Origin of the sequence: Microbacterium sp. (assembly GCF_035556355.1) — a bacterium.
In the GTDB taxonomy this organism is placed as follows: domain Bacteria; phylum Actinomycetota; class Actinomycetes; order Actinomycetales; family Microbacteriaceae; genus Microbacterium.
Map to the genome: position 1 here is coordinate 17236 of NZ_DATMFG010000004.1, position 22414 is coordinate 39649.

The window sequence follows — 22414 nt, forward strand, 5'->3', positions numbered from 1 at the left end:
CTTTCTCGGGCCCGCAGAGAGGGCCCGAGTCATGGAATGAAATCGCGCAGGTCGCGTTGAGTAGACTCGTGAGCATCAACGTGCTCCGGGGTCGGTGAGAATCCGAACCGGCGGTGACAGTCCGCGAGCCGTGGCTCCGCACCCTCTGGGTCGGTTCCACGGTTGATCCGGTGGAATTCCGGAACCGACGGTGATGCGACGCGAAGCGTCGCTAGTCCGGATGGGAGGCAGCACGAGCGCCGTCGTCGACGTCGCCGCCGTCTCCCGTGCCGGAGTGCCGCGATCGACAGAGGGATCGAGATGACGGCGACCGAGCGGGAACGCGACGCGATGCGGCGCGCCCTCGACCTCGCGCTGCGCGGTCCCCGAGGCGTCAACCCGCAGGTCGGAGCGGTCATCCTCTCCCCCGACGGCGAGATCCTCGCCGAGGGCTGGCATCGCGGAGCCGGAACGGCGCACGCCGAGGTCGACGCCCTGTCGAAGCTCGCCCCGGGCGCCGCTCGCGGCGCCACGGCGATCGTCACGCTCGAGCCCTGCAACCACCACGGCCGCACGGGTCCGTGCGCCGTCGCGCTCATCGAGGCGGGCGTCTCCCGCGTCGCCTTCGCCGTCGCCGACCCGAACACCGTGTCGTCCGGCGGCGCCGAGCGGCTGCGCGCGGCGGGCGTCTCGGTCGAGGAGGGCCTGCTCCAGCACGACGGCGAGGCTCTGCTCGCGTCGTGGCTCGAGGTCCAGCGGCTCGGTCGCCCGCACGTGACCGTGAAGTGGGCGCAGAGCCTCGACGGGCGGATCGCGGCATCCGACGGGTCCAGCAAGTGGATCACCGGCCCCGCCGCCCGCGAGGACGTGCACCGCCGTCGCGCGCGCGCCGACGCGATCGTGGCCGGCATCGGCACGGTCCTCGCCGACGATCCCGCTCTCACCGCGCGCGCCGCCGACGGCTCACTGCTCGACCGTCAGCCGACGCCCGTCGTCCTCGGCACACGCGAGATCCCGGCGGATGCCGCGGTGCGGCGGCATCCGCGACCCGTCCTGCAGTACGACGGCCACTCCCTCCCCGACGTCCTCCGCGAGCTCCGCGACCGCGGGGTGCAGCGCGTATTCGTCGAAGGCGGCCCCACGATCGCGAGCGCCTTCGTGCGCGAGGGGTTCGCCGACGAAGTGCTCGCCTATGTCGCCCCCGTGCTGCTCGGAGGCGACCGCCTCGCGATCGGCGACATCGGCGTCGGCACGATCGGCGACGCGCGGCGGCTCATTCTCGCATCCGTCGAGCGTCTCGGCGACGACCTTCTCATCGTCGCGACGCCACGCAAGACTTCAGAACCACACGAAGGAGACGCCTGATGTTCACCGGCATCGTCGAAGAGATCGGCTCCGTGACGGCCGTCGAGCCGTCGGGAGACGGAGTGCGCATCACCGTCCGTGCGCCGAAGGTCGTTGCGGATGCCGCGCACGGCGATTCGATCTCCGTCAGCGGCGTGTGCCTGACCGTCGTCGACCAGGGCGACGACTGGTTCACCGCGGACGTCATGAAGCAGACCCTCGACATGTCCACCCTCGCCGGAATCGAGCCGGGCCGCGCCGTCAACCTCGAGCGCGCGACGCCCGCGCACGGGCGCCTGGGCGGCCACATCGTGCAGGGGCACATCGACGGCACGGGCACCGTGCTCGATGTGCGCCCCGGCGACCAGTGGCGCGTCGTGCGGATCAGCCTTCCGCGCGAGCTGGCGCCGCTCGTCGTCGACAAGGGCTCGATCGCGGTCGACGGTGTGTCGCTCACGGTCAGCGCGGTGAGCGACCCTTCGACAGGCTCGGGGACCGGGGACTCGACGGGCTCAGGGACCGGCGGAGAAGCGTGGTTCGAGGTCTCGCTCATCCCCGAGACCCTCGAGGCGACGACGCTCGGCGCGCGCGAGCCCGGCGACCGTGTGAACCTCGAGACCGACATCCTGGCGCGCCACGTGCAGCGCCTCCTTGCTTTCACTCCGGCGGCTGCGGCCGCCGCCACGGAAGGAGGCTTCCGATGAGCCTTTCCACCATCCCCGAAGCCCTCGAGGCGCTGCGCGCGGGGCGTCCCGTCATCGTCGCGGACGATGAGGACCGCGAGAACGAGGGTGACATCGTCCTGTCGGCTCAGCTCGCGACGCCCGAGTGGCTCGCATGGACGATCCGCTGGTCGAGCGGCTTCCTGTGCGCGCCGATGCCCGCCGACTGGGCCGACCGCCTCGACCTGCCGCCCATGGTCGCCCTCAACGAGGACGCACGCGGCACGGCGTACACCGTGAGCGTCGACGCCGCCGACCGCGAGTCGACGGGGATCAGCGCGTCCGACCGTGCGCACACGCTCAACGTGCTCGCAGACCCCGAGTCGACGCCGTCGTCCGTCATCCGCCCGGGCCACATCCTGCCGCTGCGCGCGGTGGACGGCGGTGTGCGCGAACGCGCCGGTCACACCGAGGCCGCGGTCGAGCTCATGCGCCTCGCAGGGCTCTCCCCCGTCGGCGCGATCGGCGAGGTCGTCGCCGAGGACGGCAGCATGATGCGCCTTCCCGGACTGCTCGAGATGGGCGAGCGCGAAGGCATCCCGGTCATCACGATCGAGCAGCTCATCGCGTACCTCGACGAGGTCGACCCCCGCACCGACGCGCCGCAGGGCGAGCACCACCACCGCCGGCGCGTGAGCCTGCGCGCCGAGGCGCTCGTGCCCACCGCGCACGGCGAGTTCCGCTTCCTCGCTTACAAGGACCGTGTCACCGGCACCGACCACCTCGCGATCGTGTCGGGCGAGCTCGACACCGACGCGCCGCTCGTGCGCGTGCACTCCGAGTGCCTCACGGGCGAGGCCTTCGACTCGCTCAAGTGCGAGTGCGGCCCGCAGCTCGACGCCGCTCTCGACGCGATCGAGCAGGACGGCGGCGTCGTCATCTACATGCGCGGACACGAGGGCCGCGGAATCGGGCTCATCAACAAGCTGCGCGCATACAGCCTGCAGGAGCGCGGTCTCGACACCGTCGACGCGAACCTCGCGCTGGGCCTTCCCGCCGATGCGCGCGACTACGCCGCCGCGGCCGGCATCCTCGCCGACCTCGGCATCGATCGCGTGCGCCTGCTCACGAACAACACCGACAAGGTCAAGCAGCTGCGCGACCTCGGGCTCGAGATCGTCGAGCAGGTGCCGCTCCTGGTCGGCGTCGGCCCGAACAACCACCAGTACCTCGCGACCAAGCGCGACCGCATGGGGCACCTGATCGCGGAGGACGACCTGAGCGACGCGCTCGCACAGATGAAGGAGGGCGCCGGACGATGAGCGGCAAGGGAGCGCCGATCACGGGCGGGACGGATGCGTCGGGCCTCGACATCGTCGTGATCGCGGCGACGTGGCACGACGAGATCACGAACGGCCTCATCGCCGGCGCGGAGCGGGTGCTCGAGGCATCCGGTGCGTCGTATCGGCTCATGCGCGTACCGGGCTCGTTCGAGCTTCCGGTCGCCGCGAAGGTGGCGCTCGAGGCGGGGGCCGACGCGGTCGTCGCGCTCGGAGTCATCATCCGCGGCGGGACGCCGCACTTCGAGTACGTGTCGTCGGCGGCGACCGACGGGCTCACGCGCGTCGCGCTCGACACCGGCAAGGCCGTCGGGTTCGGTGTGCTCACCCTCGACGACGAGCAGCAGGGCCTCGACCGTGCGGGGCTCCCCGGCTCGAAGGAGGACAAGGGCGCCGAAGCGGCGGATGCCGCGATCCGCACGGCGCTCGCCCTGCGCGCGCTGCGCTCCTGAGGTCCGCACGCGACGGCGAGGCGCGCCTTGGTGGCGGCGCCCCGCATGAACCCCTATGGTGACGCCCATGGAGTATCTGCGTCTCATCGTCGTCTTCATCCACCTCACCGGCTTCGCGCTGCTGTTCGGCGCGTGGGCGGCCGAGCAGTTCAGCGGGCGCCGGCAGGTGACGCGTCTCATGAACATCGGCCTCGCGATCGCCGGTCTGGCGGGGCTCGTCCTCGCCGCACCGTGGGGCATCTCGTACGACCTGAACTACGTCAAGATCGGCGTGAAGCTCGTCGTGCTGATCATCATCGGCGCGCTCATGGGCATCGGCCAGTCTCGCGCCCGCAAGGGCGGCGGTGACGGGAAGGTCAACCCGGGGATCTTCTGGGCGATCGGGCTTCTCACGCTGCTCAACGCCGCGCTCGGCGTGATCTGGCGCTGACGCCGATCTCGGGAAAGGGCGGATGCTTCAGCCGGCGCATCCGCCCTTCTCGTGCCCGCCGAGCGGCCTGTCCGCGACGCCACCTAGACTGATACCTTGTGCGTCGGCGACCCCTGCCGACGCCCCGGTGACCCAGTGCAGTGCCGCCTGGTGCGTCACCCTGCATCGGCGGCCGCCCGCCGATTCGTCCCACGAGGGCGCTCTCCCCCTGACCCTCAGGTGAATACATGAGCAGTTCTCCCGCGGCGCAGCAGGCCGCCTCCCCTGCCCCCGCCAATCCCCGCTCCCGCGTGATCGCGGCCAGCCTCATCGGCACGACGATCGAGTTCTACGACTTCTACGTCTACGCGACCGCCGCCGTGCTGGTCTTCCCGACCCTGTTCTTCCCGACCGGCAACGACACGACGGCACTCCTCGCTTCGTTCGGCGTGTTCGGCGCCGCGATGATCGCGCGTCCGCTCGGCGCGGTCGTGTTCGGCCACTTCGGCGACCGCTTCGGCCGCAAGGCGACGCTCGTCGCGTCCCTCCTCACGATGGGCATCGCGACGTTCCTCATCGGGTGCCTCCCGACCTTCAACGACATCGGCCTGTGGGCGGCCCTCCTGCTGCTCATCCTGCGACTCGCGCAGGGCTTCGCGCTCGGCGGCGAGTGGTCGGGTGCCGCCCTCGTGGCCACCGAGAACGCGCCGCGGGGCAAGCGCGCGTGGTACGGCACGTTCCCGCAGCTCGGGGCGCCGCTCGGCTTCATCATCGCGAACACGGTGTTCCTGCTCATCAACTTCGCGCTGCCGCACCCCGACGGAGCCGGTCAGCGCTCGGACGCGTTCCTCGCGTGGGGCTGGCGCGTGCCGTTCCTCTTCTCGGCCGTCATGGTGATCGTCGGCCTGTGGGTGCGCCTCAAGCTCGTCGAGTCCGAGACCTTCTCCCGCGCCGAGAAGGTCGGCGCGATCCGGAAGTTCCCCCTGGGAGCGGTGTTCCGGCGCCACTGGTGGCAGCTCATCCTCGGCACGTTCATCATGCTGGCGACGTATGTGCTCTTCTACCTCATGACGAGCTTCACGCTCTCGTACGGCACGAAGCCGACACTCGAGGGAGCCGAGGCGGCCGCCGAAGCGGCGGGCACCGCGTTCGACGCGGCGGCCTACGTGCCGGGACTCGGCTTCGGCTACACCGACTTCGTCATCATGCAGATCATCGGCGTGGTGTTCTTCGGCGTGTTCACGCTGCTGTCCGGCCCGCTCGCCGACTCGGTCGGCCGCCGCAAGCTCCTCATGTGGGTGACCGCCGGCATCGTCGTGTTCGGCCTGGTGTTCGAGGTGTTCCTCGTGCCTCAGCTCGATCCGAAGTTCACCGGCGCGCTCGTGCAGGCCTTCCTCATCTTCGGCTTCACGCTCATGGGCATGACGTTCGGGCCGATGGGCGCGATCCTCCCCGAGCTCTTCCCGACGAACGTGCGGTACACGGGCTCGGCGGTCGCGTACAACGTGTCGTCGATCCTCGGCGCCGCGCTCGCGCCGATCGTCGCCGTCGCGCTGTGGGCGGCCGCGGGCGGCTCGCCCTGGCTCGTCGGCGTCTACCTGAGCGGCGCGGGGGTGCTCACCCTCATCGCCCTCGCACTGTCGAAGGAGACGAAGGACATCGACTACGACACGAACCTCGGACTGGGTGAGACGGGGTCGCTCTAAGCTCGTCGCGGTTCGACGGTGAAGGGCGGATGCCGCGGCATCCGCCCTTCACCGTTCTCGGTGCGCGGTCAGTCGAGGAACAGCGCCCGCAGCCGCTTCGTCGTGAAGATGAGCCCCACACCGATCATGACGACGTAATACAGCACGTGCCACAGCATGCCCGGGTACAGGGCCCCCGTCGTGAGGCCCCTGACGAGCTCGACGCCGTGCCACAGCGGAAACGCCTTCACGATCGCCTGCACCCACTCGGGGTAGACGGTGATCGGGTAGAACGTCGCCGAGAAGAGGAACATCGGCAGCAGCACGAAGTTGATGAGGTCCATGTGCTGGAAGACCTTCATGTAGCTCGTGACGGCCATGCCGAGCGACGCGAACCCGAACGCGATGAGCAGCACCGCAGGCAACGCGAGGATCGCCGTCCATGACAGGTTCAGTCCTGCGAACTGCATGATCACGAGGAAGCCGGACGCGTAGACGAGTCCGCGCAGCAGCGCGTAGACGATCTCGCCGAGCGCGACGTCGAGCGGGCCGAGCGACGTCGACAGCATGGCCTCGTACAGCTTCGCGTAGTTCATCTTGAAGAAGACGTTCCACGTCGAGTCGTAGATCGCGCCGTTCATCGCCGACACCGCGAGCAGCGCGGGTGCGATGAACGCCGCGTACGGCACCTCGACGCCGGCGGACGTCTCGACGTCGCCGATGAGCATGCCCAGGCCGATGCCGAACGAGGCGAGGTACAGCACGGGCTCGAAGAAGCCCGACAGCACGACGATCCAGCTCGAGCTGCGCGCCGCGACGAGGCCGCGCTGCACGACGGCGCCGGGGTTGCCTGCATAGAGCGCTCGCACGCCTCCGGAGCGGAGTCGCTGAGGGGGCGATTCGACGGCAGTGGTCATTTGGCCAGCCTCCTCGCGAAGTTGCGGCGCGCCAGGACGTAGCCGATGACGGCGAGCACGACGAGGTAGACGACGTGCACCACGACCGCGAACGGCTCGGTCGGGCGGCCGTACATGAACGTGCGGCCGAGCTCGGTCGCGTGCCACAGCGGCGAGATCCACCCGATCCACTGCAGCCAGAGCGGGAGCGAGTCGAGCGGGTAGAACGTGCCGGAGAACAGGAACATCGGCATGAAGATGAACCGCTGCACGAGCGCGAACTGGCCCTTGTCGTCTTCGATCGACGACGCGTAGGCCATGAGCGGAGCGCCGAACGCCCAGCCGCCCAGCACGCCCACGAGGATCGCGATCCACCCCGTCTCGGGGGTTGCGAGCGGGGAAGGCGTGAAGGCGAGGCCGAAGAGCCAGATGAACAGGTAGTAGCCGGCGACCGCGACGAGCACGCGTGCGCTCGCGCCGAGCAGCACCCCCGTCGTGATCTGACCGGGCGAGATGGGCGATGCGCTGAACCCGAAGAAGAAGCGCCGCCACTTGAACCCGTCCATCACGGGGTAGCTGAACTCCTCGGTCGCGACCTGGATCGCGGCGGTCATGAGCAGCGCCGGCGCAACGAACGCGACGTACGACACGGACATGCCCGAGGCATCCGTGATCGGAGCCGTGATGAGCGCCGCAAGGCCCAACGCGAGACCGAGCAGGTACAGGATCGGCTGGCCCAGGGCGCCGACCACGATCGTCCACCCGTACGCGCGCATCGCGCGCACGATGTGCTCGGCGACGTAGAACGTGCCGTTCGCGCGGGGCTTGCGCCCCCACTCCATCGCCTCGCGCCGCAGCTCGTCGAGCGAGGCATCCGCACCCGGTCCCTGTGGTTCGACGGGCTCACCAACCGATAAGGTGCTCATTCGATCAGCGACCTTCCCGTGAGTCGCAGGAAGACGTCCTCGAGCGACGAGCGCCGCACGAGCGACGTGATCGGCTGGAGGCCGGCGGCGGTGACCCGCTCGAGGGCCTGCTCGCCGTTCTCGGTGTAGACGAGGATGCGGTCGGGGAGCACCTCGACGCGGTCGCCGATGCCCTCGAGCGTCGGCGCGACCTGCTCGTTGCGGTTGGAGCCGAACCGCACCTCGAGCACCTCGCGGCTCGAGTGCTCGCGGATGAGCGACGCCGGCGTGCCCTCGGCCATGATCCTGCCCTTGTCGACGACGATGAGGCGGTCGCACAGCTGCTCGGCCTCGTCCATGTAGTGGGTCGTGAGGACGAGGGTCGTGCCGCGCTCCTTGAGGCGGAAGAGCCGGTCCCAAAGCACGTGCCGCGCCTGCGGGTCGAGGCCCGTCGTCGGCTCGTCGAGGAGCAGGATGCGCGGGTCGTTGATGAGGCCGCGCGCGATCGTCAGACGCCGCTTCATGCCGCCCGACAGCTGATCGACCTTGCTCTTGGCCTTCTCTTCGAGCTGCGCGAACGCGAGCAGCTCGTCGGCCTTCTGCTGGCACACCTTGCCCGGCAGCCCGAAGTAGCGCCCGTAGATGTAGAGGTTTTCGCGCGCGTTGAGCTCGCCGTCGAGATTGTCCTGCTGCGGGACGACGCCCAGCCGCGAGCGGATCTCGGGGCCGTACCGGTCGGGGTCGAGGCCGAGGATCGACAGGTCGCCGCTCGTGCGCGTCGACACCGCGCCGATCATCTTCATGGTCGTCGACTTGCCCGCGCCATTCGGCCCGAGCAGTCCGAACGACTCGCCCGGCGCGACTTCGAAGGACAGCCCGTCGACCGCGAGGAAGTCGGGCTTGCCCTTGATCTTGTACGCCTTCACGAGGTTCTTCGCTTCGATCACGGGAGCAGGCACCGGACTACCCTAACGCCGGTCACCGACGTGGTTTTCGCGCCGCGGGAGCGATCCCGCGCCCACGCTGGATGACGAAGGGTGACGGATGCCTCGGCCGCGGCATCCGTCATGGTTAGGCTGACCGGGTGAGTGTTCGACCCCCCTACCGCGCCGACGTCGTCGGCAGCTTCCTCCGTCCCCCCGCCGTCGCCGAGGCGCGCGCCCGACACAACGCCGGCGAGCTCGACGCCGAGGGCCTCCGCGCCGTCGAAGACGCCGCGATCGTCGATCTCGTGCAGAAGGAGGCCGACGCCGGCCTCGAGCTCGCGACCGACGGCGAGTTCCGCCGCTCGTGGTGGCACTTCGACTTCTTCGGCCTGCTCGACGGCGTCGACATCGTCGAGCTCGACCACGGCATCCAATTCCAGGGCGTGCAGACGCGCCCGCGCGGCATCGAGATCTCCGGCAGGATCGGCTTCAGCGACACGCATCCGTTCCTCGACCACTTCCGCGCCCTGCAGGAGGACGTGAAGGCGACGGGCGCGCAGCCGAAGTTCACGATCCCCTCGCCGACGGTGCTCGACTTCCGCCTCGAGCCTGGCCACATCGACTCCGCCGTCTACGACGGCCGCGAGGCGATCGTGGACGACCTCGTACAGGCGTACCGCGACGCGGTCAAGGCGTTCTACGACGCCGGCGCCCGCTACCTGCAGTTCGACGACACCGCGTGGGCGTACCTGTGCTCCGAGGTCGAGCTCGAGAAGGCGGCCGAGCGCGGCATCGACACGAACGGCATCGCGCAGCGCTACGCGGCCCTCCTCAACCGCATCCTCGACGGCAAGCCCGACGACCTCGTCGTGACGACGCACGTGTGCCGCGGCAACTTCCGCTCGACGTGGATCTCGTCGGGGGGCTACGAACCCGTGGCCGAGCAGCTGCTGGGCGTCACGGAGTACGACGGCTACTTCCTCGAGTACGACACCGACCGTGCGGGCGGGTTCGAGCCGCTGCGGTTCCTCCCCGAGGGCGACAAGACGGTCGTGCTCGGGCTCATCACGTCGAAGACGGGCGACCTCGAGAACCCCGACGACGTCAAGCGCCGCATCGACGAGGCGACGAAGTTCGCGCCGCTCGAGCAGCTCGCGCTGAGCCCGCAGTGCGGCTTCGCCTCGACCGAGGAGGGCAACATCCTCACCGAGGACCAGCAATGGGCCAAGGTGCGCACGGTGGTCGACATCGCCCGCGACGTCTGGGGCTGACCGGATTCACGAAGAGGGGCGGATGCCGCGGCATCCGCCCCTCTCGCGTTCTCGGTGAGCCGGTTCCGGCCTATTCCGACTTCTCGGGCTTCTCGGGCTTCTTGTACGGCTCGCCCCGCATCGCGGCCGCGTCGATCTCCTCCTGGTTCTCGACGAACGGCGTGCCGTGCGTGTGGAACGTCGGCACCGTCTTGGCGCCCCACGCCTGACCCTTCGCACGCTCGGCCTGGCTCCACTCGACGACCGGCCAGTCCGGGTCGAGGATGAGCCGCGCGCCGGCGTTCGCAAGCTCGATGCGGTTGCCGCCCGGCTCCCACACGTAGATGAAGAACGTCTGGTTGATGGCGTGCTTGTACGGACCGAACTCGATGTGGATCTTGTTCTCGAGGAAGATATCGGCGGCCTTGAGGATGTCCTCGCGCGTGTCGGGCGCGAGCGCGAAGTGGTGGAAGCGGCCGCGCTCGCCCGTCCAGTCGTCCGAGTAGACGACGTCGTACGACTTCTGCTGGAACCGGAACCACCACGCGCCGTAGCCGCCGTCATCGAGGCGCACGCGCTCGGACTCGCGCGCCATCATGACGTCGCGCCAGAACTCGCCCGCCGCGTTGACGTCGCTCGCGAGGTAGTTGATGTGGTCCATGCGGCGCGCGTTCACGCCGCGGCCCGGGAAGGCGGACGCCTGATTCTTGAGGGCCGGGGTGTCGAGCTCGTCCGGCACGTAGTGCTCGGTGTCGTAGTAGATGCCCATGAGGTGCCCGTCCGGGTCCTCGAACTCGTACGAGCGCCCGACGCCGACCTCGGGGTCGCGCCAGCCGTGCCCGAGGCCCGCCTTCTCGATCGCGGCGACGCGACGCTCGAGCGCCTCGGGGCTCGTCGCGCGGAAAAGCGTGCGGCCGACGCCGTTCGTGTCGGACGCGGTGAGCTTCAGGGTGTACAGCTGGTACTCGTCCCAGCACCTCAGGTACGCCGAGTCGCCGATGCGCGCGACCTCGCGCATCGCGAGGATGTCGCGGAAGAAGTGCAGGCTCTCCTCGAACTTCGGGGTGTAGAGCTCGACGCCGCCCAGGTGGGCGAGGTCGAAGTTCTCAAAGCTGGCCATGATCATGTCCTCTCTGACGGGGGGTTCTGGAGACGGGGGCGCGCGAACGCGAGCCCGTCGAAGAGCTTTCGGGCGGTGCGCACCGACGTGGACGTGCCGTGCCACACGCCCTCGTCGTCCTGCTCGACGCGCACGGTCGAGGCGAGCACACCGGTCGGGTGCTCGATGTCGCTCGGGCCTTCCGCCGGCACGCGGGCGAAGTCGGATCCCACGGCTCCGGGGATGCGGACGCCGGCGGCGACGGATGCCGCCATGAGCACGCCCAGCGACGTGTGCACGCGCTTCGGGATGAACGCGCGCGTCGAGACCACCCCGCCGTTGCGCGGCGGCGACACGAGGATCATCTTCGGCACGGTCTGCTCGGAGACGTCGCCGAACCCGAACAGCGGCCCCGCGGCGAGGCGCACGCGCTCCACGGCGGCCGCGAGATCCGAACGGGACTCGAGCTCTGCGGGCGACTCGTCGCCGGCGATCCCGAAGTCCTCGGCGCGCAGCAGCACGACCGGCATGCCGTTGTCGACGAGCGTCACGGCGTGCCCGTCGAGCTCGTCGATCGGATTGCCGGTCGGCAGCAGCGGCTTGTCGGCCGCGCCGAGCTCGAGCTCGATGCGCGCGGCAGTGCCGGGCACGCCGTCGATGGCCTCGTCGCCGTCGTAGTCCGGGCGGCCCCCGGGGGTCGGGAACACGGCGGTGGCGAGGTCGCCCGTGTTGACGAGGCGGATGCGGACGGTCGTCGACTCCTCGCCTGCGGCGACCAGCCCGCGCTCGACGGCGAAGGGGCCGACGCCGGCGAGAAGGTTGCCGCAGGTCTGCTTCGTGCTCACCGTCGGCTCGTCGACCCCGACCTGCAGGAAGAGGTAGTCCACGTCGATGCCCGGCTCAGCCGAACGCGAGACGACGGCGACCTTGGATGTGAGCGGATGCGCGCCACCCAGCCCGTCGATCTGTCGCGGGTCGGGCGAGCCCATGATCCTGAGGAGCAGCTCGTCGCGCGCATCCGGATCGTCGGGAAGATCGTCGGCGAGGAAGTACGCGCCCTTCGACGTCCCGCCGCGCATGAGCATGCAGCGGACGCCGTCGCGGACCGGGTCAGCGACCACGCTCGTACTCCTCCTGCGTCACGAACGCCACGCCGAGGTCGGCGAGCACGGGGCGCAGGTTGTTGATGTCCATCGAGATCTCGCCCGCCTCGTACCGCTTGCGGTTGCGGGCCTCGCGTTCGGCGCGGGCGCGCGACGCCTCGAGCGCCTCGGCCGCCCGGTCGCGCGGCACGATCGTGACGCCGTCGTCGTCCGCGACCACGACGTCGCCCGGGTTCACCACGACGCCGTCGAGGATGACGGGCACGTTCACCGACCCGGCCGTGTCCTTCACGGTGCCCTGCGAGCTCACGTGCGCGGTCCACACCGGGAAGCCCATCGCACGAAGCTCGCCCGTGTCGCGCACCCCCCCGGAGGTCACGTACGCACGCACGCCACGCACCTGCATCTGGGTCGCCATGAGCTCGCCGATGAACCCGAACGCCGAGTCGGTCGTCGGCACGACGACGATCACGTCGCCGTCCTGCGCCTGCTCGATCGCCGCGTGCACCATGAGGTTGTCACCGGGCGCGGTCGACACCGTGATGGCCGACCCCGAGATCGCGGTGCCCTGCTGGATGGGACGGATGCGCGGACCCGCGTATCCGATGCGCCCCATCGCCTCGTGCACGGTCGCCGAGCCGAACGCGGCGAGGGCGTCCACGACATCGCGGTCGGCTCGCGCGATGTCGGTGACGACGACCGGGCCGGACGCGATCATTGCAGGACGTCCGTCACCTGCGGGAAGTACCGCACGTAGGCCTCGCCCATCGTCTCGTGCGGCAGGCCGAGGTTCGGCCCCGCGTTGCGCTTGACCTGCACTCCGCGGCGGATCGCGAGCTGCGTGTAGTACTCCCACATGTGCTTCTGCGCGGGCAGGCACTCCATCGCCTTGCGCTTGAGCGGGAAGGCCTCGGTGATGTCGAGGAGCACGTTCGGCTTGAAGTCGCTCTGCTCGGGCTGGTGGGGCTCGAAGAAGAAGACGGGCGGAGCGCCGATGATCTCGTCCTTCGTCGGGAACGAGCCGTCGCTGTTGGCCACGCCGATCGCCTGCGCGAGCACGCGCGCCTGAAGCGCCATGCGCGCTGCGGCCGGGTGGTCTCCGTTGTAGGGGTCGGCGAGCGGGTGCGTCAGAACGACGGTCGGCTGCACGCGGCGGTACACGTCGACGAGCTTGGCGACGGCCTGCTCGGACTCGACGAGCGGGTAGTCGCCCAGGTCGAGGAACTCGATCTCTGCGCCGAGAGCGGATGCGGCTGCCTCGGCCTCCTCGCGGCGGATCGCCTTGATCTCGTCGAGCGACTTGCCGGCGAGCCACTGACTGGCGGATTCACCGCGCTCCCCGAACGAAAGGCACACGACGACCGCGCGCTCGCCGCGCATCGTGGCGGCGGCGATCGCGCCTCCGGCGCGCCACACGAAGTCTCCGGCGTGGGCGCTGACGATCAAGAGCGTGTTCGGATTCTCTGCCAATGCGACTCCTCTGTGCGTCGCCCGCGGCCGTCGCGGGCATCCGGCGCGCATACGTGGGCTCGGCGCCGAGCCCGGCCCGCCAGATGACAGCGAACCACACCCCTGGCGCGGTGGTCAAGATTCTGTCTACAATTTTGGATACCGGAATACCTCTGGACATAGGTAAATGTCGTCCGTAGTATCGCGGCATCGCCCATCGAACAAGGAAGTCGAAGGAACCCCATGGCTCGCAATCTCCAGGAGCTGCTCGACGAGCACGGAAACACCGTTGAGATGCTCCGCAACTCACAGCTCGGCGCCTACATCTACCCCGTCGTCCCGGCGGAGTTCACGAACTGGCGGCGCGAGCAGATCGCGTGGCGCGAGACCGCCGTGCTCTACGACCAGACCCACCACATGGTGAACTTCTTCCTGTCGGGTCCCGACGCACTCAAGCTCCTCAGCGACACCGGCATCAACAGCTTCGCCAACTTCCCGGTGAACACCGCGAAGCAGTTCGTCCCCACCGCCTCCAACGGCGGCGTCATCGGCGACGGCATCCTCTTCCATGAGGACGAGAACGACTACGTCTACGTCGGCCGCGCGCCGGGCGCCAACTGGCTCCAGTTCCACGCCGAGACCGGCGGCTACGACGTCGAGTTCCGCTACGACGACCGCTCCCCCTCGCGCCCCTACGGGCAGGCTGTGCATCGCGAGTACTACCGCTTCCAGATCCAGGGCCCGAACGCGTGGCAGATCATCGAGAAGCTCAACGGCGGCACCCTCGAGAAGGTCAAGTTCTTCCACATGGGCGAGATGACGATCGCGGGTGAGCGCGTCCGCACCCTGCGCCACGGCATGGCGGGCGCCCCGGGTCTCGAGCTGTGGGGCCCGTACGAGCAGCACGGCAAGATCCGCGACGCGATCCTCGAGGCCGGCCGCGAGTTCGGCATCGAGCCCTGCGGCTCGCGCGCCTACTCGTCGAACACGCTCGAGTCGGGCTGGATCCCCTCGCCGCTGCCGGCCATCTACTCGAGCGAGGCCGAGCGCGCCTACCGCGAGTGGCTGCCCACCGACAGCTACGAGGCCATCAACGCGATCGCCGGCTCGTTCGTCTCCGACAACATCGAGGACTACTACCTCAACCCGTGGGAGCTCGGCTACGGCTCGTTCGTGAAGTTCGACCACGACTTCATCGGCCGCGACGCCCTCGAGAAGATCGACCCGGCCACGCAGCGCAAGAAGGTCACGCTCGCGTGGAACGACGAGGACCTCGCCAAGATCCTCACGACCGTCATCGACCGCGAGGGCCCCGGCTACCAGTTCTTCGACCTCCCGAACGCGAACTACGGCTCGTCGAACTTCGACTCCGTCGTCGACGAGGACGGCACGGTCGTCGGCCTCTCGCTGTTCACGGGCGTCACCGCGAACGAGAAGCGCGGCCTGTCGCTCGCGACCGTCGACGCCAACGTGCCGATCGGCGCCGAGGTGCGCGTCCTGTGGGGCGAGCAGCCCAACACGAAGAAGACGACGGTGCAGCCGCACGAGCAGATCGCGGTCCGCGCGGTCGTGAGCCCCGTGCCGTACGCGGTCACGGCGCGCACCGAGTACCACGGCGGCTGGCGCACGGCCGCCCAGAACGTGGCGGTCTGATCGGTCGAACCGTCACGACGAGGGGGCGGATGCTGCGGCATCCGCCCCCTTCGTCATGTCACGCCCGGCGCGTCGGCGTGGATCACGAAGAACTGACCCGACGATCCGCGCACGGCGCGAGCCACCGTGGCGAAGAGCCAGTCCAGCGCCGCGGTGTGCTGCGTCGTCGCGCGGCGATAGAGGTAGAGCTCGACGGCGGGCATCTCGAACGGGAGGGGCACCACGCGCAGCGGCCACGTCTGCGCCCAGCCCTTCGCGATCATGTCGGGCACGCTCGCGATGAGCTGCGGATCGGCCGCGAGCACGGGGGGAAGGGTCGCGAAGTGCGACACCGCGACGGACGGGCGCACGTCGATCCCCGCCCGGCGCTGTGCGGCCTCGAGCACGGGGCGGCCCGAGTCGCTCTCGACGGTGACGTGGCGCGCCGAGACGTACGTGGGCATGTCGAGGTGCTCGCCGACGAGCCGGTTGCGCTCCGACATCGCGACGGCGTACGGCTGCGCCTTCACGAGCACGCGTTCGAACGGGATCGCCGCGGGCGTGATCGCCAGGTCGACGGTGCCGCGCGCGAGCCAGTCGGACAGCTGTGCGGGATCCGACGGGACGACTTCGAGGCGGACTGCGGATGCCTCGGCTCGCACCGCCGCGAGGATCGACGGGAACCACCCGATCTCGCCGAGCTCGGACAGCGCGATGCGGAAGAGGCGCTGCGAGTCGGCCGGGTCGAACCGGTGCACGGAGTCGAGCGTGCGGTCGATGCCGGCCAGCGCCTCGCGGAACCCGGGGTAGACGGCATCCGCGAACGGGGTCGGACGCATGAGCCGACCCTCGCGCTCGAAGAGCGGATCGTCGAGCTCGCGCCGCAGCCTCGCGAGCGCCTGGCTCACGGCGGGCTGGGTGACGTAGAGACGGCGGGCGGCGATCGTGAGGCCGCGCGACTCGTACACCGCCACGAAGACTCGCAGCAGGTTCAGGTCCACGCCCGCACCCGGCATCCGTCGCTTAGAAACGGTTCGCGTCGCATAAGCAGCGATTATCGCCCGACGGGTCGGAAACAACCAGCGGTTACTAGCATGGCGAGGACCCGAACGAAGGAGTTTGCCATGACCGAGTCCGTCGCCGACGCCATCGCCCGCGTGGGAAGCGCCGTCGAGCTGCTGCGCAACTCGCAGGCGCGCCCGACGATCTTCCCGGTGACGCCCGAGTTCTCGAATTGGCGCACCGAGCAACGCGCGTGGCGCGACACGGTCGCCCTGCTCGACCAGTCCCACCACATGACCGACCTGTTCATCTCCGGGCCCGACGCGCTCAGACTGCTGTCGGACACCGGTGTGAACAGCTTCGCGAACTTCGGAGTCGATCGCGCGAAGCAGTTCGTCGCCGTCAACCACGAGGGCTACCTCATCGGCGACGCGATCCTCTTCCACCTCGAGGAGGACGTGTTCGACCTCGTCGGCTGGTTCATGGTGCTGGACTGGGTGCAGTACATCGGCGAGACCGGCGACTACGACGTGACCTTCGAGCGCGACGCGAACTCGCTCATGCGAGAGCCCGGCGTTCCGCCGAAGCTCTACCGATACGAGCTGCAGGGCCCGAACGCGCTCGCACTCATGGAGAAGGCGACCGGCGCCCCCGTGCCGCCGACGAAGTTCTTCCACATGGCGACGTTCGAGATCGACGGCGTCACGGTGCGGTCGCTGCGGCACGGCATGGCAGGTCAGCCCGGGTTCGAGCTGTTCGGTCCGTGGGCCGACGGCGAGCGCGTGCGCGACGCGCTCCTGCGCGCCGGCGAGGGACTCGACGTCGTGCTCGTCGGGGCGAAGGCGTACTCGTCGGCGAACCTCGAGTCGGCGTGGGTGCCCTCTCCCCTCCCCGCGATCTTCTCGGGCAAGGGGACGGCGGAGTACCTCGCGTGGCTGCCGGCGAACCGGGCGGGCTCGCTCGCCGGCAGCTTCGTGTCGGACGACATCGAGGACTACTACCTCACCCCGTACGACCTCGGCTACGGGCGAAGCGTCGCCTTCGACCACGACTTCATCGGACGCGAGGCGCTCGAGCGGCATGCACAGGCACCCCGGCGTACGAAGGTCACGCTCGTATGGAACCCCGAGGACGTCGCCGCGATCCAGCGCTCGATGTACGAGCCGGGGCTGCCGGCGAAGTACCTGGACTTCCCCAAGGCGCGCTACGGCACGTATCAGGTGGACCGCGTGCTCGCGGACGGCGTCGACGTCGGCATCTCGCACGACGTCGGCTACATCACGGGCGATCAGGTGTTCGTGTCGCTCGCGAGCGTCGACGTCGCCCACGCCGAGCCCGGCACCGAGGTCGTCGTCGTGTGGGGCGAGGAGCCGAACACGCGCAAGCCCGCCGTCGAAGCGCACCGCCAGGTCGAGGTGCGGGCGACGGTCGCGCCGGCGCCGTACTCGTCGTTCGCGCGGGAGAACTACCGGAAGAACTGAGGATCAGCGGCTCGAGACGAGGCGACCCTCGCGGAGGGAGTGGCGGACGCGACGGAGATAGTCCGCGAACGCCGCTCCCTCCTCTTCGGTGAAACCCGTGAGGATGAGCCGCTCGAGCTCGTCCACCGCGGGGCGCGCCTTCGCGACTGCGGCCGCGCCCTTGTCGGTGAGGTACAGCAGAAGGCGGCGCGCGTGCTCGGGGTCGCGCTCGCGACGGACGAGCCCGGCCTCGAGCAGCGGGTCCATCGTCTGCGCCATCGTCTGCGCGCGCACGAACGACCGACGCGCAAGCTCGGAGCTCGTGATGCCGGGCCGGCGCTCGAGCACCGTGAGCGCGGTGTACTGGGCCGTGGTCATACCGGCAGCGGCGCACGCGGCGTCGATGTACGGTCGGAGCGCGAGCTCGACCTGCTTGATGACATACGTGAAGTTCGTGTGTTCCATGCCGACCCTTCCCCGAGCCCGATCAGGCTAGCGCTCGTCGCGATGGCACCGCACGCGTTCCCGCTCTCATCCAGCGAGTGTACGCATAGCGGTCATTTCGTCGCAATGCGTGCAGATGACCGTTCTCCGGTGTTAGCCTTCCGCTGTGCTTGAAGCAACTGATCTCCAGGAACGCATCTTCGCCGGCGGGGAGTACGTCCAGGCCTCCTCGACCGAGGTTCTCACCGTCGAGAACCCCTTCGACCGCTCCGTCGTCGGGCACGCGCCCGACAGCTCGCCGCAGGACGTCGACCGCGCCGTCACCGCGGCGCGCCGGGCGTTCGACAGCGGATCCTGGTCGGGACTGACCCCCGCGGAACGCGCCGACTGGATCGACCGCCTCGCCGACGAGGTCGAGGCGCGGGGTGAGGCCACCGCCCCGCTCGTCACCGACGAGATCGGCCAGCCCATCACGATCGCGCGCGGCATGAACGCGATCCGCCCCGTGCAGCACCTGCGGTACTACGCGAAGATCGCGCGCGAGATCTCAGAGGAGCAGGAGCGCAAGAACGTCGACCGCGAGGGCAGCTCGCTGCACCTGCGCCGACCTCTCGGTGTCGCGGCGCTCATCGTGCCGTGGAACCACCCCCAGTCCTCGACGACCCTCAAGCTCGGCCCCGCTCTCGCCGCCGGCTGCACGGTCGTCATCAAGCCCGCCGCCGAGTCGCCGCTCGACATCTTCAACCTCGCCGAGGCCAGCCGTGCGATCGGCCTGCCCGCCGGCGTCATCAACATCGTCACGGGGGGCCGTGAGACCGGCCAGGCGCTCGTCGCCCACCCCGGCGTCGACAAAGTCGCCTTCACGGGCTCGACCGCGGCGGGGCGTCACATCGCCTCGGTCGCCGGTCAGCGGCTCATCCCCGCGACGCTCGAGCTCGGCGGCAAGTCCGCGGGCATCCTGCTCGACGACGCCGACCTCGACGAGGTCATGGCGAGCCTGCGCTATGCGTCGTTCGGAAACACGGGCCAGAACTGCGTCGCGCTGAGCCGCATCCTCGCCCCCGCCCACCGCTACGACGAGGTCGTCGACGCCCTGGTGGCGCTCGCGCGCGATCTGCGCGTGGGCGACCCGAAGGAAGAGTCGACCGAGGTCGGCCCGCTCGTCTCGGCGACGGCGCACGCGCGGGTCACTGCGATGCTCGACCGCGCGGAGGCGGAGGGCGCCAAGATCCTCGCGGGAGACACCCCGGCGCCGTCGGAGGGCTACTTCTTCGCGCCGCGCGTGATCGTCGACGCGGCCGTCGACAGTGAGATCGCGCAGAACGAGATCTTCGGACCGGCCATCAGCGTGCACCGGTACACCGACATCGACGACGCCGTGCGCATCGCCAATGCGACGACCTACGGTCTCGGTGGCGCCGTCTTCAGCGCCGACGCGGATGCCGCGCAGGCGGTCGCGCGTCGCGTGCAGACCGGCTCGATCGGGATCAACGGCTACCGCCCCGACCTGGGCTCGCCGTTCGGCGGGGTCAAGGCGTCGGGTCTCGGTCGCGAGTTCGGGCCCGAGGCGGTCGAGAACTACCGCGAGAGCACCTCGATCTTCCGCTGAGCGGGCGGTCGGGGCATCCGTCTCGACTTCACCGCATTGAATTACAGGTAACCTGACACTGAGCGCCGTCGCTCATCAGCTTGGTCCGAAGGAGGAGCAATGCCCATCACGTCCCGCGCCGCGATCGTCCGCGAAGCCCCGGGAGAGTTCGAGATCGCCGACGTCGAGGTCGGCGATCCGCGGCAGAACGAGATCCGGGTGCGGATGGTCGCCGCCGGAATGTGCCACTCGGACTATCACATGATGACCGGCGACAGCGTCGCGGGCCACCTTCCCATGGTGTGCGGGCACGAGGGCACCGGCATCGTCGAGTCCGTCGGACCCGACACCCCCGGGTGGGAGGTCGGCGACGCCGTCGTGTTCACGTGGATCCCGAGCTGCGGCAAGTGCCGCTGGTGCACGTCGGGCATGACGAACCTGTGCGACCGCGGCCGGTTCCTACTCGCGGGCCACCGGTTCGACGACGAGGAGAGCTACCGTTTCGCCCTGCCCGACGGCACCGAGGTCGGGCAGATGTGCCAGGTCGGCTCGTTCTCGGAGTACACGCTCGTGTCGGTCGACTCGGCGATCAAGCTGCCGAAAGATGCCGACCTCGAGAAGCTGTGGCTGCTCGGATGCGGCGTCGGCACCGGGTGGGGCAGCGCGGTCTACGCGGCGGAGACGCAGCCCGGCGATGTCGTCATCGTGATGGGAATCGGCGGCATCGGCATCAACGCCGTGCAGGGTGCGCACCACGCGGGTGCGGTCGCGGTCATCGCCGTCGATCCGGTCGAGTTCAAGCGCGAGTCGGCACTGAAGCTGGGCGCGACGCACGCGTTCGCGACGATGGACGAAGCCGCGGACTTCGCGCGGTCGATCACGAACTGGCAGGGCGCCGACCGCGCGATCGTCTCGGTGGGCGTCGTGGAGGGCGAGCATGTCGCGCAGGCCGTGTCCGCGATCCGCAAGGGCGGCGTCGCGGTCATCACGGGCATCGCGCCCGACCGCGAGACGAGCATCCCGATCAGCCCGCTCGAGCTGACGCGATACCAGAAGCGCATCCAGGGCACGATCTACGGCCACGCGAACCCGCGGGCCGATGTCCCCCGCCAGCTGCAGATGTACGAGGCGGGGCAGCTCAAGCTCGACGAGCTCATCACGAAGATGTACACGCTCGACGAGATCAACCAGGGCTACCTCGACATGGTCGAGGGCCGCAACATCCGCGGCGGCATCCGTTTCTGATCCTCTGTCGCCCACAGGCTCCGGCCGCCCGAGCCATCCGCCCGGGCGGCCGGTTCCATTCTGCGGAAGGGCGCTTTGGCGTCCGTCAATATTTCAGGTAACCTGACAATCGAGCGAAGTCGCTCCGGAGCGCGGCGCCCGAGTCGCGCGACGCGAAGCAGCGAGTGAGGTGTGATGGCCGAGAACGTCGTGTCCGCGACCGTCGATGAGCTGCCCGATCTGGAAGGCCGGACCTTCGGCCCCTCCAGCTGGCGGCCGATCACGCAGGAGGAGGTGAACCTCTACGCCCAGCTGTCGGGCGACGACAACCCGATCCACATCGACGAGGAGTTCGCCGCGTCGACGCCGTTCGGCACGCGCATCGCGCACGGGCTGCTGACGCTCAGCCTCGTCGTTCCGCACATGCGCCAGATCTTCCAGATCACGGGCGCGAGCATGGGCATCAACTACGGCATGAACAAGGTGCGCTTCCCCGCGCCCGTGCCGTCCGGTTCCAACGTCCGCGTCCACGGCCGCATCGCGAGCGTCACCGACGTCGGCGGCGGCTGGCAGATCGAGGTGCCCGTCACGTTCGAGATCGAGGGCGTCGAGAAGCCCGCGTGCGTGGCCGAGCTCGTGCTGAGGTACTACAAATGAGCGCTCCTGACAGCATCCGTCTCGACGACAAGGTCGCCATCGTCACCGGCGCGGGACGCAGTCTCGGCCGCGCGTACGCGCTCGCCCTCGCCGACGCGGGGGCCGCCGTCGTCGTGAACGACGTCGACGCCGAGACCGCCGCGCAGACCGTCGCCGACATCCGGGCCGCGGGCGGCCGTGCGACCTCGGTGGTCGCCCCGGTCGGCCCGACCGAGACCGCCGACGCCCTCGTGGCCGCCGCGGTCGAGACCTTCGGCCGCCTCGACATCCTCGTCGCGAACGCCGGCGTGCTGCGCGACCGCGTGCTGTGGAAGATGGGCGACGACGACTTCGACATCGTCATCGAGACGCACCTGCGCGGCTCGTTCACGACGGGCCGCGCCGCGGCGACGTACATGCGCGACAACGGGATCCCCGGGCGGATCATCCTCATCGGGTCCCCCGCCGGGCAGTTCGGCAGCTTCGGCCAGACGAACTACGCCACCGCGAAGGCCGGCCTGGTCGCGATGGCCCGCACGTGGTCGCTCGAGCTCGCGCGCGCGGGGATCACCGCGAACGCGGTCATCCCGACGGCCCTGTCGCCCATGACCGCCACCATCCCGGCGTACACGCAGGTGTACGAGGACTACGTCGCGGGCAAGGGCATCCCGGCCATCTACCGCCGCGACCACGCTCTCGGAACGCCAGAGGACGTCGCGTCGCTCATCGTGTGGCTGGCGTCGGATGCCTCCACCGGCGTCACCGGGCAGGCGATCGGCATCGGCGGCGACCGGCTCACGCTCTACGCGCACCCCGCCGTGCTGCGCACGATGAACCAGGACGGCGGCTGGTCGCCCGAGCAGATCGACGAAGCCTGGCGCGCCGAGCTCGCCGCCGACGCGCAGCACTCCGGACCCCCGAAGGACTGA

22 protein-coding genes and 1 riboswitch are annotated in these 22414 nt (G+C 69.7%); of the genes, 13 read left to right on the top strand and 9 right to left on the bottom strand.

What is annotated here, in order from left to right:
* The first annotated feature begins 77 nt into the window (after window positions 1-77).
* Window positions 78-237, top strand: a riboswitch (FMN riboswitch).
* A gap of 63 nt (window positions 238-300) precedes the next feature.
* The 6 genes from ribD (at window position 301) to VNR19_RS00325 (ending at window position 5892) form a co-directional block, all read left to right on the top strand.
* Window positions 301-1344 carry a bifunctional diaminohydroxyphosphoribosylaminopyrimidine deaminase/5-amino-6-(5-phosphoribosylamino)uracil reductase RibD gene (ribD, locus tag VNR19_RS00300; protein WP_325722755.1) on the top strand — a complete coding sequence of 348 codons (1044 nt, stop codon included), beginning with the start codon at window positions 301-303 and terminating at the stop codon, window positions 1342-1344.
* Complete coding sequence (locus VNR19_RS00305) at window positions 1344-2027, top strand: riboflavin synthase (protein ID WP_325722757.1); 684 nt, start codon at window positions 1344-1346, stop codon at window positions 2025-2027. The genes ribD and VNR19_RS00305 overlap by 1 nt, the downstream gene beginning before the upstream one ends.
* Window positions 2024-3307 carry a GTP cyclohydrolase II gene (ribA, locus tag VNR19_RS00310; RefSeq protein WP_325722759.1) on the top strand — a complete coding sequence of 428 codons (1284 nt, stop codon included), beginning with the start codon at window positions 2024-2026 and terminating at the stop codon, window positions 3305-3307. Before VNR19_RS00305 ends, ribA begins: the two co-directional genes overlap by 4 nt.
* On the top strand, window positions 3304-3777 hold the full coding sequence (gene ribH / locus VNR19_RS00315) for a 6,7-dimethyl-8-ribityllumazine synthase (RefSeq protein WP_325722761.1): 474 nt from the start codon (window positions 3304-3306) through the stop codon (window positions 3775-3777). The genes ribA and ribH overlap by 4 nt, the downstream gene beginning before the upstream one ends.
* Before the next feature lie 67 nt (window positions 3778-3844).
* A complete protein-coding gene (locus VNR19_RS00320) occupies window positions 3845-4207 on the top strand; it encodes a Fe-S protein (protein WP_325722763.1) in 363 nt (120 codons plus the stop codon).
* A 227-nt stretch (window positions 4208-4434) separates the two neighbouring features.
* On the top strand, window positions 4435-5892 hold the full coding sequence (locus VNR19_RS00325; RefSeq protein WP_325722765.1) for an MFS transporter: 1458 nt from the start codon (window positions 4435-4437) through the stop codon (window positions 5890-5892).
* Window positions 5893-5960: 68 nt separating this feature from the next.
* Here VNR19_RS00325 and VNR19_RS00330 read toward each other — a convergent pair whose 3' ends face one another.
* From VNR19_RS00330 to VNR19_RS00340, 3 genes are read right to left on the bottom strand one after another with little or no spacing between them, the layout of a single operon-like run.
* On the bottom strand, window positions 5961-6788 hold the full coding sequence (locus VNR19_RS00330; RefSeq protein ID WP_325722767.1) for an ABC transporter permease: 828 nt from the start codon (window positions 6786-6788) through the stop codon (window positions 5961-5963).
* On the bottom strand, window positions 6785-7693 hold the full coding sequence (locus VNR19_RS00335) for an ABC transporter permease (RefSeq protein ID WP_325722769.1): 909 nt from the start codon (window positions 7691-7693) through the stop codon (window positions 6785-6787). Before VNR19_RS00335 ends, VNR19_RS00330 begins: the two co-directional genes overlap by 4 nt.
* Window positions 7690-8631: an ABC transporter ATP-binding protein gene (locus VNR19_RS00340; RefSeq protein ID WP_325722771.1), complete on the bottom strand. Its 942-nt coding sequence runs from the start codon at window positions 8629-8631 to the stop codon at window positions 7690-7692. Before VNR19_RS00340 ends, VNR19_RS00335 begins: the two co-directional genes overlap by 4 nt.
* Before the next feature lie 125 nt (window positions 8632-8756).
* Between VNR19_RS00340 and VNR19_RS00345 the strand changes: the two genes are divergently transcribed.
* Window positions 8757-9869, top strand: coding sequence for a 5-methyltetrahydropteroyltriglutamate--homocysteine S-methyltransferase (locus VNR19_RS00345; protein WP_325722773.1), 1113 nt, complete (start codon window positions 8757-8759; stop codon window positions 9867-9869).
* Between the two features lie 70 nt (window positions 9870-9939).
* Here the strand turns inward: VNR19_RS00345 and VNR19_RS00350 are convergent, their stop codons facing one another.
* From VNR19_RS00350 to VNR19_RS00365, 4 genes are read right to left on the bottom strand one after another with little or no spacing between them, the layout of a single operon-like run.
* Window positions 9940-10968 carry a VOC family protein gene (locus VNR19_RS00350; protein ID WP_325722775.1) on the bottom strand — a complete coding sequence of 343 codons (1029 nt, stop codon included), beginning with the start codon at window positions 10966-10968 and terminating at the stop codon, window positions 9940-9942.
* A gap of 2 nt (window positions 10969-10970) precedes the next feature.
* Complete coding sequence (locus VNR19_RS00355; RefSeq protein WP_325722777.1) at window positions 10971-12068, bottom strand: 4-oxalomesaconate tautomerase; 1098 nt, start codon at window positions 12066-12068, stop codon at window positions 10971-10973.
* Complete coding sequence (locus tag VNR19_RS00360; protein WP_325722779.1) at window positions 12058-12768, bottom strand: 4-carboxy-4-hydroxy-2-oxoadipate aldolase/oxaloacetate decarboxylase; 711 nt, start codon at window positions 12766-12768, stop codon at window positions 12058-12060. Before VNR19_RS00360 ends, VNR19_RS00355 begins: the two co-directional genes overlap by 11 nt.
* Window positions 12765-13520, bottom strand: coding sequence for a PIG-L deacetylase family protein (locus VNR19_RS00365; RefSeq protein WP_325722781.1), 756 nt, complete (start codon window positions 13518-13520; stop codon window positions 12765-12767). The genes VNR19_RS00360 and VNR19_RS00365 overlap by 4 nt, the downstream gene beginning before the upstream one ends.
* Window positions 13521-13742: 222 nt before the next feature.
* On the opposite strand from VNR19_RS00365, the gene ligM reads away from it, so the two are divergent.
* Window positions 13743-15152, top strand: a complete 1410-nt coding sequence (gene ligM / locus VNR19_RS00370; RefSeq protein WP_325722783.1) for a vanillate/3-O-methylgallate O-demethylase — start codon at window positions 13743-13745, stop codon at window positions 15150-15152.
* Between the two features lie 53 nt (window positions 15153-15205).
* Here the strand turns inward: ligM and VNR19_RS00375 are convergent, their stop codons facing one another.
* Window positions 15206-16147 (bottom strand): LysR family transcriptional regulator, encoded by a 942-nt coding sequence (locus VNR19_RS00375; RefSeq protein WP_325722785.1) that lies wholly within the window; start codon window positions 16145-16147, stop codon window positions 15206-15208.
* A gap of 108 nt (window positions 16148-16255) precedes the next feature.
* Between VNR19_RS00375 and VNR19_RS00380 the strand changes: the two genes are divergently transcribed.
* Complete coding sequence (locus VNR19_RS00380; RefSeq protein ID WP_325722787.1) at window positions 16256-17614, top strand: aminomethyl transferase family protein; 1359 nt, start codon at window positions 16256-16258, stop codon at window positions 17612-17614.
* A gap of 3 nt (window positions 17615-17617) precedes the next feature.
* Here VNR19_RS00380 and VNR19_RS00385 read toward each other — a convergent pair whose 3' ends face one another.
* Entirely contained in the window at window positions 17618-18058 is a 441-nt protein-coding gene (locus tag VNR19_RS00385) for a MarR family winged helix-turn-helix transcriptional regulator (RefSeq protein WP_325722789.1), read from the bottom strand.
* 145 nt (window positions 18059-18203) lie between these two features.
* Here VNR19_RS00385 and VNR19_RS00390 point away from each other — a divergent pair, with 145 nt between their 5' ends.
* The 4 genes from VNR19_RS00390 (at window position 18204) to VNR19_RS00405 (ending at window position 22414) form a co-directional block, all read left to right on the top strand.
* Complete coding sequence (locus tag VNR19_RS00390) at window positions 18204-19646, top strand: aldehyde dehydrogenase family protein (RefSeq protein ID WP_325722790.1); 1443 nt, start codon at window positions 18204-18206, stop codon at window positions 19644-19646.
* Between the two features lie 99 nt (window positions 19647-19745).
* Window positions 19746-20870 carry an NDMA-dependent alcohol dehydrogenase gene (locus VNR19_RS00395; RefSeq protein WP_325722791.1) on the top strand — a complete coding sequence of 375 codons (1125 nt, stop codon included), beginning with the start codon at window positions 19746-19748 and terminating at the stop codon, window positions 20868-20870.
* A 174-nt stretch (window positions 20871-21044) separates the two neighbouring features.
* Complete coding sequence (locus VNR19_RS00400) at window positions 21045-21506, top strand: MaoC family dehydratase (RefSeq protein WP_325722793.1); 462 nt, start codon at window positions 21045-21047, stop codon at window positions 21504-21506.
* Window positions 21503-22414 (top strand): SDR family NAD(P)-dependent oxidoreductase, encoded by a 912-nt coding sequence (locus tag VNR19_RS00405; RefSeq protein ID WP_325722795.1) that lies wholly within the window; start codon window positions 21503-21505, stop codon window positions 22412-22414. The genes VNR19_RS00400 and VNR19_RS00405 overlap by 4 nt, the downstream gene beginning before the upstream one ends.

Bases quoted from the DNA above. Each gene is read 5' to 3' on its own strand.
- VNR19_RS00405 (WP_325722795.1), top strand. From the start codon at position 21,503: ATGAGCGCTCCTGACAGCATCCGTCTCGACGACAAGGTCGCCATCGTC.
- VNR19_RS00385 (WP_325722789.1), bottom strand. From the start codon at position 18,058: ATGGAACACACGAACTTCACGTATGTCATCAAGCAGGTCGAGCTCGCG.
- VNR19_RS00360 (WP_325722779.1), bottom strand. From the start codon at position 12,768: ATGATCGCGTCCGGCCCGGTCGTCGTCACCGACATCGCGCGAGCCGAC.
- VNR19_RS00395 (WP_325722791.1), top strand. From the start codon at position 19,746: ATGCCCATCACGTCCCGCGCCGCGATCGTCCGCGAAGCCCCGGGAGAG.
- ribA (WP_325722759.1), top strand. From the start codon at position 2,024: ATGAGCCTTTCCACCATCCCCGAAGCCCTCGAGGCGCTGCGCGCGGGG.
- VNR19_RS00375 (WP_325722785.1), bottom strand. From the start codon at position 16,147: ATGCCGGGTGCGGGCGTGGACCTGAACCTGCTGCGAGTCTTCGTGGCG.
- VNR19_RS00330 (WP_325722767.1), bottom strand. From the start codon at position 6,788: ATGACCACTGCCGTCGAATCGCCCCCTCAGCGACTCCGCTCCGGAGGC.
- VNR19_RS00320 (WP_325722763.1), top strand. From the start codon at position 3,845: ATGGAGTATCTGCGTCTCATCGTCGTCTTCATCCACCTCACCGGCTTC.
- ribD (WP_325722755.1), top strand. From the start codon at position 301: ATGACGGCGACCGAGCGGGAACGCGACGCGATGCGGCGCGCCCTCGAC.
- VNR19_RS00305 (WP_325722757.1), top strand. From the start codon at position 1,344: ATGTTCACCGGCATCGTCGAAGAGATCGGCTCCGTGACGGCCGTCGAG.
- VNR19_RS00350 (WP_325722775.1), bottom strand. From the start codon at position 10,968: ATGGCCAGCTTTGAGAACTTCGACCTCGCCCACCTGGGCGGCGTCGAG.
- VNR19_RS00380 (WP_325722787.1), top strand. From the start codon at position 16,256: ATGACCGAGTCCGTCGCCGACGCCATCGCCCGCGTGGGAAGCGCCGTC.
- ribH (WP_325722761.1), top strand. From the start codon at position 3,304: ATGAGCGGCAAGGGAGCGCCGATCACGGGCGGGACGGATGCGTCGGGC.
- VNR19_RS00400 (WP_325722793.1), top strand. From the start codon at position 21,045: ATGGCCGAGAACGTCGTGTCCGCGACCGTCGATGAGCTGCCCGATCTG.
- VNR19_RS00325 (WP_325722765.1), top strand. From the start codon at position 4,435: ATGAGCAGTTCTCCCGCGGCGCAGCAGGCCGCCTCCCCTGCCCCCGCC.
- VNR19_RS00335 (WP_325722769.1), bottom strand. From the start codon at position 7,693: ATGAGCACCTTATCGGTTGGTGAGCCCGTCGAACCACAGGGACCGGGT.
- ligM (WP_325722783.1), top strand. From the start codon at position 13,743: ATGGCTCGCAATCTCCAGGAGCTGCTCGACGAGCACGGAAACACCGTT.